Source organism: Nocardia blacklockiae (assembly GCF_015477355.1).
In the GTDB taxonomy this organism is placed as follows: Bacteria; Actinomycetota; Actinomycetes; order Mycobacteriales; family Mycobacteriaceae; genus Nocardia; species Nocardia blacklockiae.
This window is the reverse complement of record NZ_JADLRJ010000002.1, coordinates 1-22,395: the sequence shown is the minus strand read 5'-3', so window position 1 is coordinate 22,395 and position 22,395 is coordinate 1. Positions and strand designations below refer to the sequence as shown.

The 22,395-nt window shown below is 67.4% G+C and carries 19 protein-coding genes; 9 read left to right on the top strand and 10 right to left on the bottom strand.

Translation table 11 applies throughout. The features are described from left to right. The first annotated feature begins 1 nt into the window (after position 1). Positions 2-1,363, top strand: a complete 1,362-nt coding sequence (locus IU476_RS06135) for a DUF459 domain-containing protein (protein ID WP_195097614.1) — start codon at positions 2-4, stop codon at positions 1,361-1,363. 172 nt (positions 1,364-1,535) lie between these two features. Here the strand turns inward: IU476_RS06135 and IU476_RS06130 are convergent, their stop codons facing one another. Next, positions 1,536-2,090: an NUDIX domain-containing protein gene (locus tag IU476_RS06130; RefSeq protein ID WP_195097611.1), complete on the bottom strand. Its 555-nt coding sequence runs from the start codon at positions 2,088-2,090 to the stop codon at positions 1,536-1,538. Next, entirely contained in the window at positions 2,090-3,511 is a 1,422-nt protein-coding gene (locus IU476_RS06125) for a helix-turn-helix domain-containing protein (protein ID WP_195097609.1), read from the bottom strand. Before IU476_RS06125 ends, IU476_RS06130 begins: the two co-directional genes overlap by 1 nt. Before the next feature lie 641 nt (positions 3,512-4,152). Here IU476_RS06125 and IU476_RS06120 point away from each other — a divergent pair. Together IU476_RS06120 and IU476_RS06115 are read left to right on the top strand one after the other, a co-directional pair. Beyond that, positions 4,153-4,380: a hypothetical protein gene (locus IU476_RS06120; RefSeq protein WP_195097607.1), complete on the top strand. Its 228-nt coding sequence runs from the start codon at positions 4,153-4,155 to the stop codon at positions 4,378-4,380. A gap of 135 nt (positions 4,381-4,515) precedes the next feature. Beyond that, entirely contained in the window at positions 4,516-5,034 is a 519-nt protein-coding gene (locus IU476_RS06115; protein ID WP_195097605.1) for a P-loop NTPase family protein, read from the top strand. A 161-nt stretch (positions 5,035-5,195) separates the two neighbouring features. Here IU476_RS06115 and IU476_RS06110 read toward each other — a convergent pair whose 3' ends face one another. Further along, positions 5,196-6,164 carry an NYN domain-containing protein gene (locus IU476_RS06110; protein ID WP_195097603.1) on the bottom strand — a complete coding sequence of 323 codons (969 nt, stop codon included), beginning with the start codon at positions 6,162-6,164 and terminating at the stop codon, positions 5,196-5,198. Positions 6,165-6,711: 547 nt separating this feature from the next. Here IU476_RS06110 and IU476_RS06105 point away from each other — a divergent pair. From IU476_RS06105 to IU476_RS06080, 6 genes are all read left to right on the top strand, one after another. Then, complete coding sequence (locus tag IU476_RS06105; protein ID WP_195097601.1) at positions 6,712-6,999, top strand: hypothetical protein; 288 nt, start codon at positions 6,712-6,714, stop codon at positions 6,997-6,999. Then, positions 6,999-7,637: an RNA polymerase sigma factor gene (locus IU476_RS06100; RefSeq protein WP_195097599.1), complete on the top strand. Its 639-nt coding sequence runs from the start codon at positions 6,999-7,001 to the stop codon at positions 7,635-7,637. The genes IU476_RS06105 and IU476_RS06100 overlap by 1 nt, the downstream gene beginning before the upstream one ends. Continuing rightward, complete coding sequence (locus tag IU476_RS06095) at positions 7,628-8,275, top strand: hypothetical protein (RefSeq protein WP_195097597.1); 648 nt, start codon at positions 7,628-7,630, stop codon at positions 8,273-8,275. Before IU476_RS06100 ends, IU476_RS06095 begins: the two co-directional genes overlap by 10 nt. Before the next feature lie 1,216 nt (positions 8,276-9,491). Next, a complete protein-coding gene (locus IU476_RS06090) occupies positions 9,492-10,004 on the top strand; it encodes a hypothetical protein (protein WP_195097595.1) in 513 nt (170 codons plus the stop codon). 208 nt (positions 10,005-10,212) lie between these two features. Continuing rightward, positions 10,213-11,400 (top strand): IS30 family transposase, encoded by a 1,188-nt coding sequence (locus IU476_RS06085; RefSeq protein WP_228823345.1) that lies wholly within the window; start codon positions 10,213-10,215, stop codon positions 11,398-11,400. A gap of 108 nt (positions 11,401-11,508) precedes the next feature. After that, on the top strand, positions 11,509-12,024 hold the full coding sequence (locus tag IU476_RS06080) for a hypothetical protein (RefSeq protein ID WP_195097593.1): 516 nt from the start codon (positions 11,509-11,511) through the stop codon (positions 12,022-12,024). Positions 12,025-12,979: 955 nt separating this feature from the next. On the opposite strand, the gene IU476_RS06075 is transcribed toward IU476_RS06080, so the two are convergent. From IU476_RS06075 to IU476_RS06045, 7 genes are all read right to left on the bottom strand, one after another. Continuing rightward, positions 12,980-13,117 carry a PqqD family peptide modification chaperone gene (locus IU476_RS06075; protein ID WP_195097590.1) on the bottom strand — a complete coding sequence of 46 codons (138 nt, stop codon included), beginning with the start codon at positions 13,115-13,117 and terminating at the stop codon, positions 12,980-12,982. 343 nt (positions 13,118-13,460) lie between these two features. Continuing rightward, entirely contained in the window at positions 13,461-14,072 is a 612-nt protein-coding gene (locus IU476_RS06070) for a TetR/AcrR family transcriptional regulator (RefSeq protein WP_195097588.1), read from the bottom strand. Between the two features lie 85 nt (positions 14,073-14,157). Continuing rightward, a complete protein-coding gene (locus IU476_RS06065) occupies positions 14,158-15,531 on the bottom strand; it encodes a lipase family protein (RefSeq protein WP_195097585.1) in 1,374 nt (457 codons plus the stop codon). Positions 15,532-16,045: 514 nt separating this feature from the next. Continuing rightward, a complete protein-coding gene (locus tag IU476_RS36730) occupies positions 16,046-17,482 on the bottom strand; it encodes a PucR family transcriptional regulator (RefSeq protein ID WP_324193899.1) in 1,437 nt (478 codons plus the stop codon). Positions 17,483-18,002: 520 nt separating this feature from the next. Then, positions 18,003-20,789: an NACHT domain-containing protein gene (locus IU476_RS06055; protein ID WP_195097581.1), complete on the bottom strand. Its 2,787-nt coding sequence runs from the start codon at positions 20,787-20,789 to the stop codon at positions 18,003-18,005. Positions 20,790-20,955: 166 nt separating this feature from the next. Beyond that, complete coding sequence (locus IU476_RS06050) at positions 20,956-21,816, bottom strand: DAPG hydrolase family protein (protein WP_195097578.1); 861 nt, start codon at positions 21,814-21,816, stop codon at positions 20,956-20,958. Between the two features lie 333 nt (positions 21,817-22,149). Continuing rightward, a partial coding sequence (locus IU476_RS06045) for an alpha/beta fold hydrolase (RefSeq protein WP_369123133.1) occupies positions 22,150-22,395 on the bottom strand: 246 nt, incomplete at its 5' end.

The following is a 22,395-nucleotide window of genomic DNA, read 5'->3' as shown; positions in this document are numbered from 1 at the left end:
CATGACCACCGTGACCGACACCGCCACGAGCACCCTCATCGACCGGCTCCGCGACCACCACGGCGACGCGGTGCGCATCGGCACCGACTGCGACCTCGCCGCCGACGTCGACTTCGTCATCGACCCCGGTGCCACCATCACCCTCGGCGACCGGGTCACCATCCGCCGCGGCACCACCCTGCAAGCCAACACCGGCGGACACATCATCATCGGCGACGACGTCGCGATCGGCGAAAACGTCGTCCTGTCCGCCATGACCCGCATCAGCATCGGCCGCGGCACCGGCATCTCCAACATGGTCGACATCCACGACCACAACCACCGCGCCCGCACCCCCGACACCCTCACCGCCGGCCAGCCGAACACGCCCTGGGCCAGCGGATTCGAGGCCGCGCCGATCACCATCGAACCCGGCGCGGTCGTGTCGAACAAGGTCAGCATCACCGCCGGAATCACCATCGGCCAGAACACACGCATCGGCGCCAACGCCGTCGTGACCGCCTCGCTGCCGCCCAACGTCACCGCCGTCGGCGTGCCCGCCCGCGTCACCGCCCGCCACCCCGGCCCGCTCGACCCCGGCCACCCCCGTCGTGAACTGCGCATCGGCTGGTTCGGCACCAGTCTGATGGAGCACTACGAAGCCCACCACCCCCGCCTGTCGACCCAAGCCGACCTGCCCGCGATCGGAGAACAGGTCGAGGTCACCGAATGGCGCCACCGCGGCTACGTCCACGCCCTGACCACCACCTGGCAAGCGCGCTACCCGTGGCTCAGCCTTACCTCCGACAACCGCGGCGAAGGCGGCGCGACCTCCCGGCACGTCCTCGCCAACCTCCGCGCGGCGGTCGACGCAGGCGGGCGATGGGACCTCGCCGTCCTCGGTGTCGGCATCAACGACGTCTGGCGTCACCACCAAGGCCGGCTCGATGAAGCCGTGGGCATCGAGGAATACGACACCAACCTCCGCGCCGCCCTCGACCTCCTCACCAGCCGATCCCGGCGCGTCATCGTGGTCGGGGAACCACCGATGGGCTGGGAACCCGGCATCGACGTCGCCGCCGCCAACACCGACCTGCACGCCTATAACCGGTGCGCCCGCCGCGCTGCCGACGACGCGAACGCCCACTTCATCGACGTATGGGAGCCTGTCGTCTACGCGGCTACCTGCCTCGGATGGCAGCCCACCGCCCCGACCGCCGGTTCGCCCAGCGTGTGGAGCGACGGGGTGCACCTCTCCGAATACGGTGACGAGCTTCTGCGCGAGGTCATCGACCGGCATGTCACCGATCGGAACCTCATTGACGACCTGCTCACCCTCGACCGGCTCGACCGCGCGGCCGCCACCCGCCGCTACGCCGCATGAACATCGAGACCGTCGACCGATCATGCGTGATGCGAGTCAGCGGCGTAGGGCGGCTTCCTGTGCCGCCCGCGAGAACGATGCCTTTCACGACAATGGTGGGTTCTCTTCATCGCTGGTGTCGCGCGGAAAGCCGGGTCCTTCGGTGTGCCCCTGCGATTTCACTGATGGGCTGTCAGCGTGTGGTGTCGGGCCGGTGGAGGGTTCGTCCGTCGTGGAGGTAGGCGACGTGGCCAGTGTTGCGGGCGTCGAGGGCGGCGGTGACGCGGTCCCACACGTATGGCCGCAGGCGGTGTGCTGCCTGATCGGGGGTGCAGAAGTCGAATGCGTCGAGCTCGTCGTCGGCAAGCCGCAGGTTGTTGATCTGTGTGGGGGTCAGCGGCCCGACGTCGAAGATGAACATCAGCGAGTCGTCCCAGACTCCGTGCGGAGAGACCCAGTCGACGCAGAGCAGGGTGAGGCCGGAGACCGGTTGTAGTCCGAGTTCTTCGCGGAGTTCACGTCGCAGTGCGTGGTCGGGTGGTTCGTTGTTCTCAGCCATGCCGCCGGGCAGGTCCCAGTCGGGTTTGTAGTTGGGGTCCACGAGCAGGATGCGTCCGTGCTCGTCGAAGATCAGGCCGTCGGCGCCGACGCGTTTGCGTGGCTGGCTGGCGTTGCCTTCGGCGAGGTGCGCGCGGTAGGCGTCGGGGTCGCGTTCCCACAGTGGTTGGTGCACAGAGTTCAATGACATCACCGATCACGTACGCGTGCGCCGTGGTTGGTCGGGGCGGGGATCCAGGTCTTGGTGCGCAGGGCTTGGTCGAGACTGTCGAGGAATTCGGTGACCGTCGGGCTGCGGAAACGCTCGAGCCGGGTGCGCAGATCGGTGAAGTGGTGCACGACCGGGTAGGAGGCCAGTTCACCGGTGCGGGTGAGAACATCACGGGCGATGGCGCAGGCGTGGTCGGGATGGTCCTGGTCGGTGAGGATGGCAGCGAGGGTGAGCTGGCCGAGGGCGCGGCTGCGGCCACGGTCGGGTGGGCGCAGGTCGATGATGCGCTGTGCGGCGCGCGCGGCGGCGGTGAGGGCGCCGAGGTGGCGGAGGCTGCGGGCGGCTTCACTGGCGAGCGAGCCGAGATCGAACCTACTGATCCAGGGCGACAGCACGGCGGGCATCGCGGTGTCGAGGGTCTGTTCAGCGCGGTCGAGGAGCCGGCGGGCCTGTCGTGCTTCGCCGAGCGCGGCGAGCCCGCGGGCCTGCATCGCGAGCACCCGGGCGGTGAGTTCGGGGTTGGACGGCGCTTTGGACAGTGCCATCTCGGCGTCGTAGGCGTGGCGAATCGCGTCGGCGGGCCGGCGATCGTGCAAGGCCAGATGCGCGCGGCTGGCATGGATGTGGACGGTGAGTTGGCGGTCGCCGCCGAGTTTCGACAAATCCAACGCGCGCCGGAACTGCCGTTCTGCCCGGTTGTCCCGGCCGGCGTCGTGGGCCATCCATCCGGCCATCTCGACGATTCCGGCGGCGGCGGCGAACACTTTCGGGGTGGGGTCGTCGTCGCCGCTGAACAGCCGCGGTGAGAGCCGGGTGTTCCAGTAGTCGAGCACTTCGGCATACAGGCGGCCGCCGCCGTAGGTGCGGTCGGCGTCACGGAAGGTTTCCATCGCCGCGAGGTCGGCCTCGTCCGGTGGCAGATGGTCGTCGAAGCGCAGCAACCGGTAGCGGCCACCGCGGGCGGGGATGACAGGTTCGGGGCTCGGTTCCAGAACCGGGTGCGGGATGCCGGGCAGCTGGAACCACAGCAGATGGGGCGGGACATCGAGCAGCCGTGCCCAGAACACGAGGTCGTCGAGTCGTTGTGTCGCGGGGCCGGTTTCGAGGCGGCTGAGCCGGGCTTGGCTCAACCCGGCCCAGGCGGCGACGTCGGCTTGGCGTACCGGAACGCGGTGACCGCGATGACGGCGGTACGCGGCGATGACTCGGCCCATGTGCCGGTCGGCCAGCGCGGCACGCACCGTCGCGTCATCCCAGAATCCCGGCGGCAGCGGCGGTGGCCGGTGCAGGTAGTTGCGGGCGCTGCCCGTGCAGGCCGCGCATCGGCTGGTGGTGTTGTCGCGCGCCAGCGGGCCGCCACACCCCTGGCAACGCCGGCGCTGCCCTGCTGTGTTGCCCATCGCCGCCCGTCCTCGTCCGCGATTCCCGGCCCAGATCGTCGTGTGGTCAGCCGAGTGTATGCGGGGCAGGGCGGGTTCAGCTGGGCGTATTACCGCACACGCATGTCGCACAACCGCACGGGAGTACGCGGCCGCGACGTCCAGATGCATCGTTCGTGCACAGACACATCAATGGTGAGGAGCAAGGGGAGTGCTTGTGAATCAGTTGCCCGCCAACCCAGTTGGCGTCCATGGCACCGGCGCAGGACAGTTCTATCGGGGCCCGGCGGAGGCGGTGTTCGGTGTGTGTCGTCAACTTCTGAAGACTGACCCCGCAGCGATTTGGTGGTTCCCTGCGGGGTCACTCTTCGTCGCGAGTTGTTGACACCCACGTCCCACACTGTATAGGTCTTCCGATGATCGCTACCGCCAGTATGGGCGACCCTCGGTTGGTTTGCATGCAGGTCTTTGTGCGCCTTCGCGCTTGCTGCGGAACACCCATCCGGAATTTTCACAAAATGTGAATTGACGCCCGAACGAGCGCTAGTTAGATTTTCGGGAGGAGAGTTTGGGTTATTTAGCGTGCGATGGGATGCAGGCATCTATTCCGATCGTCAATGCTTCGGTTTAGTTCGGAGCACATAACAATGACGGGAACGTCAATGAACGGTTCCAATGGAAACTCTGATTCTTCGGCGGCGCCGGAGGAACCTTCCACCGCTATTCGGCTTCATGAACTTGAGAAGGCGCTTGCGCGGTTTGGAGTCAAACGGGCGGTCGGATTCGTCCAGCAGGGCGAGGGCGGGCTGGTACTTTCACCCGAGTTCGTCGATGAAATCATCAGAGTCTTGAATACGCTGCCGGGCTCGGAACGCAGGGATCAGGCATAGCTTGCCTGGGTCGTCGCGTTCGGCACGAGGGTGTGTACTCGGGCTCGGGGCCAGCCGTAAGTCACCGCCCCTCATGGTCGGTTCACGGCAGTGATTCCAGGCCTGCCTGACACCGCGCCGCTAAGGTCGCCAGCCATGGACAGGATCGCCATCCTCGGCTGCGGTGGCTCGGGCAAGACCTATCTCGCCAATCAGCTCGCAGGCCTGCTGCAACTTCCCCTCACCCATCTCGACAGTGTCTACTACGACAGCGAATGGAACCCGCTGCCCAAGGATGACTTCGCGCAGCGCCAGCGCGAGCTGGTCGCCGCGCCGCGGTGGCTGATCGAGGGCAACCACGCCAGTACCCTGCCGATCCGCCTTGCCCGCGCCGATACCGTGATTTTCCTCGACATCCCCGCACTCACCTGTTCGGCCGGCATCCTGCAACGCCGTCTGCGCTACCGCGGCGGCCAGCACGCCGACGGTGTTTACGACCACATCACCTGGAGCTTTCTGCGCTACATCTGGGGCTACCGCACAAATATGCGCCCCCGCGTGCACCAGTTGCTCGCCGAACACGGCACCTACGACCAGCTCATCACACTCACCAGCCGCCGCCAGGCGACCAGATTCCTCACCACCCTGCGCGCGGAGCACTCCGCGCACCACTGAATCGCATCTGCGAGGCCTGTCGGGCGCCCAACGGGCGGCGATTTGGTCGCCCCTGCAGCGCGTCGCCGAGGTCAGTGGTCACTGGCAGTCGCCATCGGTCGAACTCATTGGGCGTGGCGGGGCTGGTGGTGCTCAGGAACCGGTCACGCTGGCTCGGAGGTTCATTGGGGCTTGTTGCGCAGGTAGGTGACTTTCGGTTTTCCGGGGCCGGGACTGCGTTTGCAGATATCGAACAGGCCGCAGGCGACGACGAACTTGCCGAATTTCGGGTATCCGTAGTCTTTGGTGTCGAATCCGGGGATGCGTGCGGCGGCTTTCGAGGCGAGGGTGGCTTGGTTGGTCCAGCCGTCGCTGTCGGCCGCCTCGCGCACGATCTGCCGCAGCCGATTACACAGCTCCGCGTCCAGGGCGAGAGGATTCTTCTTGGTCGCCTTCGGCGGCGGGGGAGTACGCGCTGCTCGTGTGTCGGGTTGAGGCGTGGCTGGTGCGGGTGGCGATGAGGTGGGTGCAGTCCGGGTTGTCGGGGTGTCGAGGTAGGCGAAGCGGGTGCAGGCGGCGGTGAACGGTTTGGGTGTCTTGGGTTCTCCGAATCCATAGACGTGGCAGCCGGATTCGCGCAGTCGCAGCGCGAGTCCGGTGAAGTCGGAATCACTGGACACGAGCACGAACGTGTGGATGCCGTGGCTGTGGAGCAGGTCGATGGCGTCGATGGCCAGGGCGATGTCGGCGGCGTTCTTGCCGCTGATGTGGCTCGGTTGGTGGATGGGGCGGATCGCGTAGGCGGTCATCGGGTTTCGCCACGAGGCGAGGCTCGGGCGGCTCCAGTCGCCGTAGGCGCGCCGGATCCGGGCTGTGCCGAACCCGGATGCGGCGGCGAGCACTGTGCCGATGCGGTGCGCGGGCACGTTCTCGGCGTCGATCAGCACGGCCACTGTGTCGGGCCGATCCGGCGAACGACCGTTGGCGACCGCGGTCGCGGCGGGATCGAATTGCGGCTGGCCGTTATTGAGGACGGGAAGCCATCGCCGCCAGCGCGCGACGCGGTTCTGGCGAGTGTCACTGTCGGGGTTGTGTGGTCGGCCGATACTGGTCATGTGAGCGTCGGTGGCGCGTGGATGAGGTTGTGTCATGCAGATCTCCGTCGTGGCCCGTAATCGGTGTTCTGCGGTAGTTGGCGTCGGGAGCAGATGCCCCAGTGGACAATTCGTCACCCCATGATGCCGGGATGGCACCATCGTCCTTGTCGCTGTGCGATCCGGCCTCGCCGCGCAGCCCCCTGTGCTTCACACCTGCACAGCACCTGGTCCGGTCCGGCGCTCATCGGTCGCGTACCAGAGACGAACTCGATCGGCGTCTCGATTTCGCTCGACGGTAGAAGTGTCGCGCGGAGACAGTGCCGTGCGATGGGACCCTCGTGCGGGTGCTGGACTGTCGGGAGCGACGTGCGTCCTTTGGACGCTCGATCGCAAAAGGCTGGCTCGAGAGATCGCGATGAGCAACTGCGGTGTCCGGACCGGGCTGCCGTCCGTCGGGCGGTTGTGGTCGATCGGACATTTGGGGTGAAAGCGACTGTGCGGGAGTAGTTCCCGACCTGCGGCGATGGATGGGTTTGCGGCGTGTCGGTGTGCGACGCACCGCGCTTCTCAATCTCGCGGGGTGTTCCGGCGAATACTTGGCATGACATTGTTCGTAGGCTGGCAAGTGCTGGCCGAGCCGGCGGTCGGGTGTCCGGCCGTCGTTGCTGTCCTGGCGTGGTCGCGCCAGCTGCTGGCGTGTGTGCGGGAATGGTTGGGACACCGCACTACTCGCCGGATCCTGCGGGAAGCACCGGGTGGCAGCCGAGTGCTGGCCGCGCGCCGTTGCCGCGGCGGGTCGGTGTCGGTGCTGGTGGTGGAGGTCGCCGCCCGCGACGCACCGAATCTCGCGGAGACCGGTGCTCTGACCGTGGGGGAGAAGCACACGTAATGACCGAGGTCTTCGGAGGTGGCGATGGTGTGGACGGCCGTGACAGCGCGATCCAGAACCTGTTCGTGGTGTTCGCGCCGCGCGTGTACCGCTACGCGTACAAGGCGCTCGGCGGGAACGCCGCGGCGGCTGACGACATTGTGCAGCAGGTCTTCACCGCGGTGTGGGATCAGTTCGACCGCGACTTCGCGAACGCGGATGAGGCGGGCGCGTGGCGGCTGATCATGACCATCGCGGCGCGGCGGGTCACCGACAGCCGCCGCCGTGCGGGCCCGGCGATGCCGGTCGGGGTCTACACCGACGCCGACGTGCCGGTGCACCGCGCCCCGACCGACACCACCGACCCGGTCGAGCGGGTGCTGCAGGAGCGTGAGCTACGCCGGTTCCTGCACGCGTTGACCCTGACCTTGACCGCCAGCGAATACCAGATCGCGTTGATGGTGTGGCACCTCGGGCTGTCCGACCACGAGGTCGCCGAGATCACCACCATCCCGGTCCGTACCGTCCGCTCCCACAAGAGCAGAGCGCGAAAGAAGATCGAGGCGATGATGAACACCGGCACCGGCCCGTCGGAAATCACGTTCGACGCCGACGTACACGTCCTCGGCCCGGCAGAAGGAGACGAACGATGGGCATGAACGCCGAACCCGTTGCCCAGCACACGAAATCGGTCCCGATCACCCAAGCCTTCCACGACCTCGACAGCCTCCTCACCGAACGCGTCACCGCCTACACCTACGACCTCGACGCCGGACTGGCCCGCCTGAAAAACACCCTTCGCACGCGCACCACACCCGCCGACGACCAACGGCCACAACCCGGCCCGACCGCCGCACGGCCACAGCCCGCGCGCGCATGCCGACGACGCCCGGACAGTGTGCGGGAATGGCTCGACACCCACCAGGCACCGGCATCGAAGTATCTGACCGCGCTGGAAACGACCCCGATGCGGATCACCAGCGTCAATTCCCCCGCCTTCGCGGCCAGAGTGGCCGCGGGGTTGGACGGGGATCGGTGGCTGGTCAGCTGGCTGCCCGAGATCGCGCTGACTCGCCGGCAGGTGTTCAGCGCGATGGTGCTCGACGAAATCCTCATCGCCCACGACCTCGACAGCGCCACCATGCTGCACACCATGCGCGACCTCGCCGCAGACCTTCACCTGCCCTTAGAGAAGATCCTGCGGCGCCTCGCCTGGATCAAGAACCCACCGCCACCGCCGGGTTGGATGACAAAGGCATGGGCCTGTTCCGGCGGCGTTACCAGGTCGGGTCGGTGAGATCGGCAATGGCTCTAGATTCTCGCCGACTGTGCCCGCCTCGACACCGTCCGGCCGGGCGATACCGGCAGTGAATGGGGAAACTACGGCTTCGCCGTCCGGGGCTGGAACGTCGCTGAACCCGAGCGACACGGTGACCCGCGTGACCACCACGCCCCGGTGCGCCCGTTGTCGATGTTCGAAGGCGGGTATCGCGGGTGACAACGTCGCGAAGCCAACAGCATGTCACTGCGCGAGGCCAAAACCCGCTGGCTACCGAGTAGGCGGTGCACCGGCCCCGGGCTGCACGCCGAGGGCGAGGTGACGTGCGGCGGCAAGCGGGCCCGTGTGTGAGCGTCGGGTCGGACGCTGAAGGTTCGGTGCCACGTATGCCGCTATGCCTCAGCTTGTTAGGCCCTGCTTCCCTGCACGGAGTCGGGCGCTGCCCGAGCCGACGACGGTCGTGAGGATGTGGCCTGCACCGCGCGGACAGCTGTCGAGCTTCGGAACTATCGCGATACGGCCGTGCGCCAAGGCCACTGGCTGCCTGTCGAGCGCGATGGCGTGCCGAGGCTCGGCCGTCGGGCCGGTTCGCGGCGGCGGTCACCATTGCAGCCGTTGGGCTTCCGCAGCGGTGGGGAGCCGGATGGCGTCGCCGGGGACCCACTGTTTCAGCGAGAGGTCATGTCGCTTGTTGCGTGCGTGCACGGTTACGGTGATTACTGGTGGGCGGTGCTATTCGCCACGCGCGCTATTCCTTGCTCCAGGCGAAGGTGGCCGATTGGGTTGTCTACCGGGGTAGAAGTGAGTGCTTGCTCGGTGCGCCATTGGGAAATCGATATTTTGCTGCGGTCGTTGCCCAGTGGTGGAGCTTGGCCATGTTGTTGGCAGGTCGCTCGGCCGACGATCCGCAGGGTCCATGCCGCCGAGCTTGGCCGAACGGTCAGGCCACCTCTCGGCTCCGCCCACGCCACCAGCACCCTTTCCGTCGGGAGTTCTTCCGCGCTCACGCACCGGGCCCAGGCCCGCCGCGCCGCCGAACGCCCGGTGCCCGGCCTCCGGCTGTCTCGATACCCGGTGAGCTGTCCGGGTCTCGCGGGCTCGGCTGCGGGATGGTGACGGAGATGGACGTCGGTGAGCGGCCATGTCTACGCCTCGTCCCCGGCAGGACGCGCCCGGCGGGCGCGGTGACCGCGCATCCCGCTGCCGGGTACGCGCCGCGTACCGGCTCGATATCGTGGCGGCCGACGTCGCCGACGCCGTGGCCTCTACCGGAGGGTGGCTGTTCGATCGAGCGATCGCCGGCTGGCAGGTCACCGTCCTGGTGGCGACCCCCGACGCGCGTGCCCTGCGCATCCTCGGGGCGGAGATCCGTGGCCTCTACGACATCCCGGACACGAGCCGACGCCCGCACAACCGACGCCCGCATACCCTCGCGCTGTCGGCGGCCCTGTGCGCTCGCGATCCGAGGGCTCACGCCTACATGACCACGGCCCTGCACGACCAGGGCGCCGATGTCCTGTGGTGGGGCGACGGCGCCGCCCCTGCGTGGTCGCGACGCTCCGCCCCCGTCGTTCACCGGTTCAGCGTGGCGGCGCGCGCCTTCAAATACGCCGCACTCACAGCAGCAGGACTGCCCGACCTCTCGTCGGTTCCCACGAGACCTTCCGGACCTGCAATCCCGACCTCACCACCAGCAGGCCCGGCATCGATTCCACAGACTGAGGTCTCAGGGCGTTCGACGTCGTGACGTCGAACAGGTGGGTTTGGGCAGGCGAGGGAGCTGGCTCCCGCCCGCATGGGAGCCACATCAACGGGTATGTCGGCAACTTCTGAAGACTGACCCCTTAGCGAATTCTTGGTCTCCACCGATCGTTGCAACATGATCTTGGATTCCGAGGAGGTCATGGGTGTCATCGCGGCGGGTGAAGAAGGGGCCGGGATCGCGGCCGCAGTCATTGAAGCGGCAGCAGTTCTTCGGTTTGCTGGCCCGGGGCTGGACTACTGCCGCGGCACGTCGCGAAGTCGGGATCAGCCGGTCCACGAGCCGCAACTGGCGCAATGGCTACAAGCTCTACCGCAAGGACGGCACTGTCAGCCGTTTCGTGCCGCCGCTGGATCCTGTGGCCTGCCGAGTGATCTCGGCGCGGTTCTTGTCCGAGGACGAGCGGATCGAGATCGCCGACCGCCGCCGCGCCGGTGAGACGATCCGCGCGATCGCCGCTGCGCTGGGCCGAGCACCGTCGACCGTCTCCCGCGAACTGCGTCGCAACACTCGCGAGGGAGGCCAGTATCGGCCATTCGAGGCGCACCGCCGCGCGGTGATGCGTCGCAGCCGGCCGCGGCCGACGCGCCTGGCCGCCGATCCGGAACTGCTGGTCTTCGTGCGAGATCTGCTCCAGAAGCGTTGGAGCCCAGCGCAAATCAGTCGACGGCTACGCGCTCGGTTCCCTGGTCATCGGGAGCGGCACCTGGCGGCGGAGAGCATCTACCGCGAGATCTACCGCCCGCACAGCCTGCTCGTCCGTCGAGCGCAGCCCTCGCCACTGCGGACAGGTCGCGACCACCGCCGTGCCCAAGTGCGCCTCGACCGCCGTCGGCGCCGGTACATCGAGCCGATGCTCTCGATCAAGCACCGGCCGTTCCCGCCGGCTGATCGCAGCGAACCCGGGCACTGGGAAGGTGACCTGATCACCGGACGGTCGAATCGCTCCGCGATCGGAACCCTGGTCGAACGGCACAGCCGCTACGTCAAGCTCATCCACATGCCCCGCCTCGACGCCGCGGCCCTGCACGACGGCCTCATCGAAACTCTTCACCAGCTGCCGACGGACCTGCGAAAGTCGATCACCTGGGACCAGGGATGGGAAATGGCCCGCCACGCCGAGATCAGCGCCGCGCTCGGCTCGGCCATCTACTTCTGCGATCCCGGCAAGCCGTGGCAGCGCGGCAGCAACGAGAACACGAACGGGCTTCTGCGCCAGTATTTTCCCAAAGCCACCGATCTCGCACGCCATACCTCGGCTGTCCTGGCCCGCGTCGAGAACGAACTCAACCATCGGCCCCGAGCCGTCCTCAACGACCGCACACCCGCCGAGATCTTCGGCTCACTGCTAGCCTCCGAACCGTTCACAGTGTTGCGATGATCGCTGGAAACCACCCTCCCGAAACTTGACCCGGGGTCAGCATCCACGATTCGCCTGGGGGTCAGCCTTCGCGAGTTGTTGACAGGGTATCGCGCATCCGCGGGACCAGTGGAACGAAGCGCGCGGCCGGTGTCGTTCCGGCTGCTGTCCTCGGCAGCCGACATCACCGACGCCAACCCAGAGCAAGTGGAACGGCTAGTGCGCCAGCAGCTCGAATCCGACACGCACGCAGCACTTTCCGACGACTCCTCCCTCCTGGCGCAGTTGCAGTCATGCCTGGCGGACGCGGTCAACTTCGGCCGCGCCCTACCCGCCGAGGACCGCACGATCATCCGCACCGAGTTCAATACCGCCGCATGGGCGCAACTCGACGAGCCGACCCGCGACGGAGTGCGGATGCTGACCGAACGGCTGACCGAGAACCGGACCCTCGACGGGCTCACCGCGAGCGTGTACGCGGTACCGAAACTGCTGGAAGGACTGCCCGCCGACGCCGGAGCGCTGAAGAAGGCACAACGCGCGTTCTTCAAAGCCCTCTACCAGCTGCTGTGCTCGCGAGACACCGGTCCGCGGCTGCCGACCCTGCTGTTGTCCATCGGCCCGGATCGAGCACGGTCCTGCTGACACCTCCGCGGTGAACCCGACATCGAAATCCCGACTCGGGCAGAACAGTGACGCTCGGCGGCGCACTGGTGTCCGGTCCGGACAAGTTGTAGTGACGCGAATATCGCGACACGCCGACACGACACGCATAAGCGCGAGAAAGCAGCATCGGATTGGTCGCAATCAGCTGCTTTTCGCATAGTCTGACCCTGCCGGACGCCGGAGCATGGCGACCGCGCACGTCCCCAGCCGAATCTGTTCCTGAGCGCCTGCGCTCACGGACAGGCACGACCTCGGATAAAGGGGGTGAGAATGCACCGGAAAAAGGAAGGAGTGCTGCGCGGAGAACCTCGGCGGAGGTACTCAAGATCACCGCCGAGATCCCCTACCGCATCGCACACCTGCTGGTCAGATGGGTTGTGGTAGCGATCCTGCTGCATAGCCTGCTCTGACTGCCGACGCGGTCACTGTTCCCGCAGTGGCCGCGTTCGCGTTTGCGCGTGTGTGCGTGGTTCCAGAACATCCAATGGATCTAAATGCTCCGTGCTCGCATGCTAGCAATCAGTAGTTCCGGAAATCCAGCTTTCTGGCTTTCCAGCTTTCCGTGATTCGTAGACTTCTGCGCAGCGCGATCGGTACAGATTCCGGGCAATTCATCCGTAGCGCGGTGGCGAGAAACGGCTCCCGCTTGACGCAGTGCCGATGAGCTGGGCGAACACGCTTCGGCCTCTGGTCTCGAGCAAGTGCCTGCTTCGCACGTCGGCCGGATCGGGCGCACGCGATGCCGTCGCACACATGCCGGGTATGTCGGCCCGCGTGTGGCCGGCTCCGGTCCTGCGTCGGGCTGTGCGGTGGAACTCGCTGTGCCCGAGGTGTTTCAGCCGGACGTGCGGTGGTTGCTGCCGGTCTCGGTCACGGGTTCAAAAGTCCTGCCGTGGTGAGGCGTTCGACGAAGATGGTGACGTCGCGGGCGACGTCACCGGCCGGGGCGCCGGTGTCGGTGTCGGTGGTGGGCGATGTCGCTGGTGGTGTGGGTGCCGTCGCAGTGGCGGAAGATCTGGTAGCCGGTGTCGTTGACCGCGAGCACCTCGCCGTGCGGGTCTTCGCCAGGCACCTGAACTGAGGTCGGGCCGCCAAGCCAGCAGCAGACGATGGAGCCGTCGGCGGAAGCCGCTGACGACGCGACAGGCGCGGTGGAGCTACCCCACGGACCGCAGAGCCTGCCCGGGCGCCCTAAACGCCGGGTTTCGGCGACAGATTGCGTCGAATGGGAGTACACACGCTGGATGTCACGCTGAATCACGACGCCAGGTTCCATCGATGCGACATCGTGCTGGTCGAGGGTGCCGTCCGGGTTACCGATCAGCGCCGTCCGGATTCACCGATGTAGCCAGGGGCGCGACAGCGTTCGCGTCCGCATCCGGGGATGTGCTCGACCGCGTGATGCTGGTGGGCTGTCAGTCCGGTGGCTGTGCGTGGACCAGTGTGTCCACGATCTGGCGGATCATCGGTTCGGGCAAGGCGTGCCGGCCGATGATCACCTGCCGGGTCATGAGGCCGTCGAGCAGTGTGACCACGGCTTCCACGTCCGCGGGGCGGGCGTGCGGGTGCACCGCCCGGACCGAGGCCGTGGCGAGGTCCATGAAGCTCTCGCGCGCCAGGTCGAAGGCCTCACGCAGGCTCGCGTCGTGCTGCGCCTGTCCGAGCAGGTGGTGGCGGGCGACGGCACGGGCCTTGGCCGGCCCGGTCGTCATGGCCGTGACGAACTTCGTCATCGTGTCCGCGATCTCGTCGCTGCCGCGGACCGTCCCGGGCGCCGGCGGGCCGAACCACCGCACGGCGAGGTCGAAGTCCTGCTCGAACAACTCGGTCAGGGCCAGCTCCCACAACCGGGCACGGGTGGGCGCGTAGTAGTTGACCGAGCCCCGGGGCAATCCGGCCGCCTCGTCGACACTGCGATGGGTGAACCGGCCCGGGCCATGCGTCGACAGGACCCGCAGCGCCGCGTCGGCCAGCACCCTGCGCCGATCTCGGGCCGCACGCCCAGGTCGTGGATCGGGTGCCCCCATGGACGGCCATCGTAGCGGGCCGGACCCGGCGCGGTGCCGGGTGCGGGCACTGCCCGCACCCGGCAGGTGCGGCGATCGCGGCGGGCTACCCGCAGGTGCCGGTGTCGGTCCTGCCAGCGAGCATCTCGGTCAGCCACTGCTGGGCCGCGGCCCATTGCACGTGCTGGGGCGCCAGGTGCCCGACCCCGCTGCGCGGCAGCACATCGGGAATCGCTTGCGGGACGAAGCGGACGTGCCCGCCCAGCCCGCACCACGACCGCGCCAGCGCTTCCGCCTGCGGGTAGGGCACGATGTCGTCGGAGGTGGCGCTGTCGAGCCAGAACGTCCCCGATGGAGCCACTGCTCCCAGCCGGTTCTCGTCGATGACCCGCCGCGCCTGCGGTGTGCGGTTGACGATCTCGACCAGCGTCTCGCCGGTGGAGGTGAACTCCGAGGAGCGATGCATCCCGTACTGCGCGGCGGTCTGGAACAGGCATTGCCCGGCGACCGTGGCCAGCATGGACTTACCGTAGTCGTTGGTGTATTCCTCGATCAGGTCCGCGATGTCGGGGTAGACCGCGCGGAATCCGTTGAGCGCGTAGCCCACCGCGCCGCTGAGCACCGAGCCGTCGATCCTGGCCAGGGTGTCGCGCAGATCCGCCGGCACCGCGCCACCGTAACCGGCCACCACCTGCAACTCGGGTGCGTAGGAGGCGGCCATCTCCATCGCCGCCGCGGCGGCGCCGCCGCCCTGGGAATACCCCCACACCCCGATCCGGCTGTCGGGCCCCGACCCGGTGGCGGGCATCCGTGTCGCCGCGCGGACCGCGTCCAGAACCGCCGCGCCCTGGGCGACGCGGTTGACATACGGGTGCACCCCCGCGGTGCCCATCCCCTGGTAGTCGGTCATGACGACGTTGATTCCCCGGCCGGTCAGCTCCAGCGCCAGCCGCACCTCGTACTGGGCCATCACCGCGCCCGGCGTCGCGGGGTCGGCCAGATTCGACAGGAACTTCGACGGCGCGCACTGGTCACCCTGCCCGACCGTGCCCGGCCCGATCGCCACCACCGGGCGGGCGCCGCCGCCGGGCCATCCGCTGTGACTCTGGAACAACAGGCCGCTCACCGCGACGGTGCCGCCGTGCGGATCGGTACTCCAGTACAGGATGCGCCGGGCATCCAGCGCGATCGGCGCGCCGGCGGCCCCGACCGTCATCGGCTCGGTCCGGATCACCGCTCCCGCCCGCGCGTCCGCGCCCGGCTCGGGCGCGGCGTAGAAGCCGCCGGCCCCCTCGGTGGGCACCGGCTCGGCCGCCGCCTCGGACGGGGCCGAGCCCACGGCCCCCAGGATCGTCACCACGGCCACGGCGACACGCCACGCCGGGGTCCGCGCGGACCGGGCCGCTCGCACGCACCGGCCGGGGCCTGCCCCGGGCCGGCCGTCCACCGGCACACCCGCGAACTTCACTGTTCTCGACATCGCGCCATGATTACAACGATCGTTGAGCATCACTGTCGCCCCAGGACGACCTTTGTGGAATGACACAGCATCGTCGGCCGGACGCTGGTATGCCGCACAGGAGGCCTGCCGTACCGGGTGCGCCTGCCTCTTGCCCCGGGTGCATCCTCGTACCGTGCTCGGGTGCGCAGAGGTACCCGTTGTGCAGGGAGGGCCCGCGCCGAAAACTGACCCGTCGGAACGCATTCGGGTGTCTGTACGGCGTATTTGTTGTCGGCGCTGGATTGTTCGCGATCGATGACCGGGGATGGCCGGGACCCTCCGGCGACGTCGCCTCCACCGGCTCGCCGCCACCGGCCGGTCCGGCCTCACCGGCGGGCTCGCATGATCGACTCCGCCCGCCACGCCGGCTACGTCGACGCCGACGCCGTCGCCGAGAGTCTGGCCCGCGTGCGCGACCACATGGGATGGGCGCCGCTGGGCCCCCGGCTTCGGCCGACCACCTCACCCTCTCCCGGCCGACCCTCCGCACCGCCTAGACGAGGCCGGCCGGGCCGAACGGCACCACCGGGAACACACACCGGGTCCCGGTGTCCTCGCCGGTGTAGTGGCAGGCGACCAGCGCCGAGCACAGCCGCCACAGGCCGGTGGGATCGGACAGGTCGATCCCGGTCAGCTGCGCGACGCGTCTGAGCCGGTAGTCGACGGTATTGGTGTGCAGGTGCATCGCACGCGCGGTCTGCTGCCGGTTGCGGTTGTGGGCCAGATGGCACGCCAGGGTCTGCAACAACTCCGGATGCGACTCGAGCGGCTCGAGCACCGCCCGCAACGAATCCAGCGCGGGCCCCGGCCGCGTGATCTGATGCTCGAGAGCGACCTCGGCGAACAGATACATCCGCGGGGCCCGCCGCAGATTGTGAATGGTGTCGAGTACCTCGTGGGTTTCGTGCGCGACCGCGGGAATCTCCCCGGCAGGCGCGCACAGCGTCGTCGCGGTGATCGGCACCTGCGCGGCCACCGACAACGACTCCACCAGCCCGCACAGCTCGGTCTCCGGCATCACCGTCACCGGAACCAGCACGGTGCCACCGGACACACTCAGCAGCGACAACGCCGCATCACCACAGCGCGCCGTCAGCTCGGCCTCCACCCGCCGCAATTTGCGGCGAGCCACGACCGCGCCGTCCACCCCGGGCACCTGCTCCTCCGGATGCGGCGGGATCGCCACCGCCACCACGTGATACACCTCGGCGACATCGACCCCGCACTGCCGCGCCATGGTCGAGTCCACCTGCCCGCCGAGCAGCGCCCGGGTCACGATCCGCTCGGGAGTGTGCTCACCGGTCAGCACCGACTGCAGCTCCCGGACATACGCCCGGGTGAAGGTCACGGTGAGCCGTTCGAGAACGGCCGACTGACCCAGCATCAGATCCCCGCCCGTACCGGTCGCCGCACTCGCGCGAGTCCGCAAGAATCCCGCGGCGACCCGGAACCCCTCGTGCAACGCCTGCTGAATCACCTCCAGCGCGATACCCTCACGCGCCCACCGCGCCGCCGCCTGCTCCAGCCGCACCAGCGTGCCCGGCGACTCCCGGCCGTCGAACGAGCGCACCGCCAGCTGCAGACACAACCGGATCACCGTCGACACCTCACCGCGCAACGCCTCGCCCGGCAGCGCTCCACACGGCACGACCCGCTCGACCAGATGCGCCACGATCCGCCGCGACACACTCCACACGTCCTCGCCCGCCGAAGTGAACACCCCCGCGCCGTCGTGCCCGGCAGGTTCCGTCGCGTCGTCGTCGACCGTCACCGAATCCCTTTCCGCCGCACCCCGGCCCGCCGACCGGTCACAGCCGACGCGCCCGCACCCACCGCAGCTCCGCAGCCCGCCGAGGACCTCGGACTCGCGCACCCGCACCGCAGCACCGGCGTCGAACCGGCAGCGTGCCCGGCCCGGGGAAGGCAACACGCTGCCACCGGAAACGTTGGGTACATCTGTGTACCCGAGGGAGGGTACGCACATGTACCCACCGGTCGCAAGGACTCGCGAAGACCTCATACGGTCGATATCCAGGACAGGCGGGAGTCCTCTGTGCGCGGTGCCAGCGCCGGGCGCACCGCGTGGTGTCATCCCACAAACATCCGCCGCGAGGCCGGCCCAGGCCCGTATGGCACCGCCCGTCGCGTTCATCGCGCACTGTGTACGCCGGCGAAACCTTTCCGAGGTGCCCGCGGGCAGGCGGCGCGCGACCGAATGCCGCATCCCCCAGCGGATCTCATTCACGACGGTGCGCCACGTGAGCACCCGGCCACACCGGTCCATCGCGCAGAAACCCGCGCACCGCGCAGGCGAGATACCCGAGCTGCGGCGGCCGAGAGCGCGCTCGAGCGACGAGGGCCCCCGCCCGGACCGCTCGCGACCCTAATCGACGGTGCCGGCGATCGGAGCCGACACCGTCACCTCGATCCGGCATCGATCTGTGCAGGGGTCACCGTCGGTCCCCGGAGAGATCTTCGCCCTCGCCCGGTCGCGTCCGGACCGCTGCCGTCGAAGCCGGATGACGAGATTGCCAGCCCTCGGACAAGAGATTGTGACCGACGCGGTCTCGTGCGATTATCGCGGCGAGGGTCTCGCGGAGCAGTGACCTTTCCTTGTCATTGTTCGCGTGCGTCTCGACAAGGATTTCCCTGCCTCGGATCAGCACAGTGTCGCTCTCGTCCCCGATCGTGCTGCGGTGGCAGACTGTGTCGAGCAACATACGAGCTGCGCCCTCGGAATCGGCCAGTCCGAACTCGATGAAAGCCGCCAACACCGACGATTCGTCCATTGTTGCGGAAACATTCGATTCGCGAGTGTGGGTCGCGAGTATGGTGGTCGCTTTGTGAGCGATGGAATCGGAGCCGTGCGCGGCGAGTCCTGCCAAGAAGGTTCTGGCCGCCGGCTTATTGTCCGCCAGCATCATTTCCAATTCGCTCCAGACCGTCGACTCGAGCTCGTCCGAGGAGTCCATCAGTGGCGTGAGAGCCTCCGCCAACGCTGTGACATGGGAGCCGATCGGCCCTCTGATCAGCCGCATGGCGGCGATGAGCAAGGACTTCTCGAATTTCGGCGCGTTGGCCGCGAACCCATCCTGCAGAGCGTCCAGGGCCAGCGCGGCGCCCGGCATGACCAGACGGTTCACCGCGCTCGCGCGGTCGACGACATCCAACCTCCGCAGGACCGCATCGCGCAGGCTGCGCCTCTCCGAGAAGACGAAGCCGGCTGAAAGAAGCCACGTGTGCCGCCAATGAGCTGAAGGGGCGAGAAGCTCTAGTTTATCTGCTGAATCCTCACCGTCCATCAGGTACTGGGCAGCGAAGAACTCGGCAAGGCTTCGAACCTCGAACGCCACGCCATCGAGTCGCGGTACGAGAAGTACCAGTCGCTGTTGTGCCAGGTGAAGGATTTGCGTGACGAGTGCGTCGATTTCCGTGTCGCGGTATCCATCGGACACCAGGATGCTGCGCGCAATTGCCTCCAGCGCGTTCACCGGAAGAACGGACTCGGCTGCACCCGCGTGCTCGGCGTTGACGTGTATCGTCAGTCCGCATTGCCTGTGAAGCTGATCGAGTTGCGGACGATAGCGTTCCAGGACGTTACCCATGTCGTTGGGCTTCGCGACCTCGCGGGCGTAGATGACGTCGTAGTAGCTTTTGAACAGCGCGTAACGGCTTGCCGGGGCCTGCCTGCGCTGTTCGAGTAGGAGGCTCAAAATCGTCACCTGCAGCGGCGACGTCATCAGCCTCGCGGTGTCTGCGCGTCGAGACGCGCCGTGCAGCCGTTGGAGTGTCTGGTCTTGGCGATCGGGGTCGTCGGCGAATCGGGATTTCAGCAATCGCGCAGCGTAGCCCAGCGCGTGGTCTCGGTCCAATGGAAGCAGATAGAGTTCCTGATAATTTAGGGCTGGGTCTCGATCGAAGCCGATCGGCCGCGAGGTGCAGACAGTGAAGACATCGGCGCCCAGCGCAGCCATTTCGTTCAGGAAATCCGAGATTCTTTCAGATACCTCTGCACGGTTGTCTGCGGACGCTACTTCGTCCATGCCGTCGAGCACCACGAGCAACGGCCAGGCAGACAAGAGGCGCTGTATTTCCGGAATCGTGATCGAATCAGAGCTGCGGTCGTTGATGATGTTGACAATATGCTGTAACAAAGTGAGGTTACCGGGCTTGCTGACCTCGTCGGCGAACGCGCTCAGAACGACGCGCACGGGCAGTCGATGCAAGGTAGGTGTAGGCATGTCGGCAACGTCCAGGCGTTTCCGGATCTGGTTGGCGAGTTCGGCTACCTGTGGCGTGACTTTGCCGCGCGCCGCCTCCTGGACGAGGGTCACCCGATACAGCTGACACAGCAGCCGTGACAGAGTGGACTTGCCAGAGCCCGGCCCGCCGAGCACGACGACGCGGTCCCGGACAGCAGGCGTGAGGCCGGGTGCCATAACTTGATCAGCCCGTTCTACCAGTGTTCGCAAGGCCGGCGCCTCGTGTCCGGGCTCGGTCCGGAACGCGGAGGGGAGATCTACCGCGACTTCGGCCAGGGAAAGCGGCGAATTCGTCTGGTCGCCCGACTCGCCGAGTTCGACCCTGGTGTCCCGTTGGAGTGCTCCCGCGACATGGCGGATCCAAGCGTGTGCCAAACGCCTGTCCGCCTCGGTGACTTGTTCATACAGCCGCGAAATCACATCGCCCGGCAGAATGAGATCTGCGTAGCAGTGGCGCACTTCGGTGCTGCCCTCCAGGAGGCGTTGAAGATGCTCCGCATGCCATACCGCGTAGTCCTCGAATTCGGGCAGCCCGACCTTGCGGACGGATCTCCCCACTTCTTCGGTGAGATCACGAAAATACTCGAAGATACGCCTCACGCGGTCCAAGCCGCCTGTTTCGGCGACGGGAGTCACCGCGACATTGGTTGCGATAATGAAGTAGCGGGGCTTGTTCCTGGAACGCTTATTCTTCGGGTCGACCCACTTGCGCAGCTCGTCTGTCAGCTGTGAGAGGAACCACTTCTGGTCCTCCTCGGTATTCGTCAGCTTCTCTTTGTACTTCGCCTGGATGACACCGTAGCCGTTCCACCGACCTTTCCCTTCCATGTTGATCTCACCATCGAAAGTCGCTTCGCGCCCGCCATCGGGCCCAGTGCCGAAGATGCTGACGCCAGGTCCGAGATGGGCCAGGCAGAGCGCTTGCACGAGGTGCTCGAATCGGTTGTTGCCGAGCCGGGTCAGGTCGTACGACATGCCGGAAAGCGTACTTCTGGCAGTCCGCACGGACTAGATGACAAAGCACGCAAATCCGGCTTGACTGTGCGGTCTCCCATCGTCGGCCTGCCCGCCACTTCTACCGATGCCGCGGGACGCGGGAATACGCACCGGCGTCGGCGGGGAAATAGGAGTGCAATATTGGTCAGGCAGGCGTGGGTGTGGCGAATTCGCGGTGCAGGTCGGGCAGGATGCTGGCGAGGTGGTTCATTTCCTGCCCGCAGTGCAGGAGTAGCTCGCGTGCCAGGTCGAGTTCGAGCGCGAGGTCGGCGGGATCGATGCACAGGCCGCGGGCGACCGCGCGGGCGGCTTGTCCGACGTCGGGGTGGCGGGGGCCGAAGAGTTTGAGGTAGATGCGGCTGCGGATCTCGCAGCCTCCGGGGATGGGACGCACCTGGTGGGCGAGCCACCCCAGATCCAGTGGGGCCACGGCGCTGCCGATACGGGCGAGGATGATCGTGTGCTCGTCGGGGACGGTGAATCCGTGCGCGAGGGGGTCGTGGAAGGTGAGGGCCAGCTGCTGGATCTTGGTGCCGAAGTATTCGTCGACGTAGACGGTGTTGCCGAGGTATTTGTCCCGGTCGGGGATCGGTTCGTCGGACAGGTTGCGGGCGGCGCCGGCGTACAGGTGGGCCTCGGGGTGCCAGAGTTTGAAGCGTGCGGGCTCGTTGAGGTGCCAGCCGAACCACCAGTCCCACATGGGCGCGGTCCCGCCCGGCATCACGGTGAGCACCGCCACCCAGACCGCGCCCGCAGCGGTGTGTCCGTATCCGGTTTCGACCGCGAGGGCCCCGGCCGGGCTGAGGTCGTCGGTGAGTTCGTCGAACTCCGGGATCAGCCGCGCCGGGGTCGCGGGGCGGGCGTAGGCGGCGGCCACGAGCCCGGGTGCGGGCAGCGTGCGTTCGGCGAAGAACCGGGCGTAGGGCTGTGCCCGGTCGGCCGGGGAATAGCCTCGGTAGCGTTCGTCGCGTACCGCTGCGTCGGCGTTGGTTTCGTTCGTCAACATGTCGGCTCCGCCCCGCGCTGCCGGGCTCGCGGCCGTGCGCCGGGAACCCCCGAGTTACTCTCGTGCCGAGCCTAGATCCGCCGGTCACACCAGGCATTTCGGTCACTGCCTTTTGTGAGGGTGCACAGTCCTGCCGAATGGTTCTGTGTCACACCATAATTGCCGGTGGCGTGCCGGCCGGGCCGGTATCCCTTCCGCGCCGGCCCGGGGATCGCCGGGGTGTTATCGCGGGATCGCTCGGGCCGCGCGAGGGGGGATTTTCGTTCGCCGTCCTGTGCCGCGCGCGGAAATTTCCCGTGGCCGGTTCTCTGTTCGTGTCGGGGGCGTTGCGCGTTATGGGCCGGTGTCGGTGAGGAATGCCTGGATCAGCCGCGTGGTGGCGGCGGGCCGGTCGATGTGGGGGAAATGCGAGCTGTGGGTGACGGTGGCGTAGTGGGCGGTGGGGACCAGGTGGTGCAGACGTGGTCCGTGGTCGGGCGGGACGAGGCGGTCGCGGTCGCCGTAGACGAGCAGTATCCGTGCGGCATCGGCGGGGTCCAGCAGGCCGGCGGTGAGGTCGGCGGTGAGCCGGCGCAGGGC

What these genes read in the sequence shown, in the direction of transcription:
- IU476_RS06115 (WP_195097605.1), top strand. Translation starts at nt 4,516, where the DNA reads ATGGACAGGATCGCCATCCTCGGCTGCGGTGGCTCGGGCAAGACCTAT.
- IU476_RS06055 (WP_195097581.1), bottom strand. Translation starts at nt 20,789, where the DNA reads ATGTCGTACGACCTGACCCGGCTCGGCAACAACCGATTCGAGCACCTC.
- IU476_RS06095 (WP_195097597.1), top strand. Translation starts at nt 7,628, where the DNA reads ATGGGCATGAACGCCGAACCCGTTGCCCAGCACACGAAATCGGTCCCG.
- IU476_RS06135 (WP_195097614.1), top strand. Translation starts at nt 2, where the DNA reads ATGACCACCGTGACCGACACCGCCACGAGCACCCTCATCGACCGGCTC.
- IU476_RS06050 (WP_195097578.1), bottom strand. Translation starts at nt 21,816, where the DNA reads ATGTTGACGAACGAAACCAACGCCGACGCAGCGGTACGCGACGAACGC.
- IU476_RS06065 (WP_195097585.1), bottom strand. Translation starts at nt 15,531, where the DNA reads ATGTCGAGAACAGTGAAGTTCGCGGGTGTGCCGGTGGACGGCCGGCCC.
- IU476_RS06110 (WP_195097603.1), bottom strand. Translation starts at nt 6,164, where the DNA reads ATGACACAACCTCATCCACGCGCCACCGACGCTCACATGACCAGTATC.
- IU476_RS06070 (WP_195097588.1), bottom strand. Translation starts at nt 14,072, where the DNA reads ATGGGGGCACCCGATCCACGACCTGGGCGTGCGGCCCGAGATCGGCGC.
- IU476_RS06100 (WP_195097599.1), top strand. Translation starts at nt 6,999, where the DNA reads ATGACCGAGGTCTTCGGAGGTGGCGATGGTGTGGACGGCCGTGACAGC.
- IU476_RS06120 (WP_195097607.1), top strand. Translation starts at nt 4,153, where the DNA reads ATGAACGGTTCCAATGGAAACTCTGATTCTTCGGCGGCGCCGGAGGAA.
- IU476_RS06125 (WP_195097609.1), bottom strand. Translation starts at nt 3,511, where the DNA reads ATGGGCAACACAGCAGGGCAGCGCCGGCGTTGCCAGGGGTGTGGCGGC.
- IU476_RS06105 (WP_195097601.1), top strand. Translation starts at nt 6,712, where the DNA reads ATGACATTGTTCGTAGGCTGGCAAGTGCTGGCCGAGCCGGCGGTCGGG.
- IU476_RS06130 (WP_195097611.1), bottom strand. Translation starts at nt 2,090, where the DNA reads ATGTCATTGAACTCTGTGCACCAACCACTGTGGGAACGCGACCCCGAC.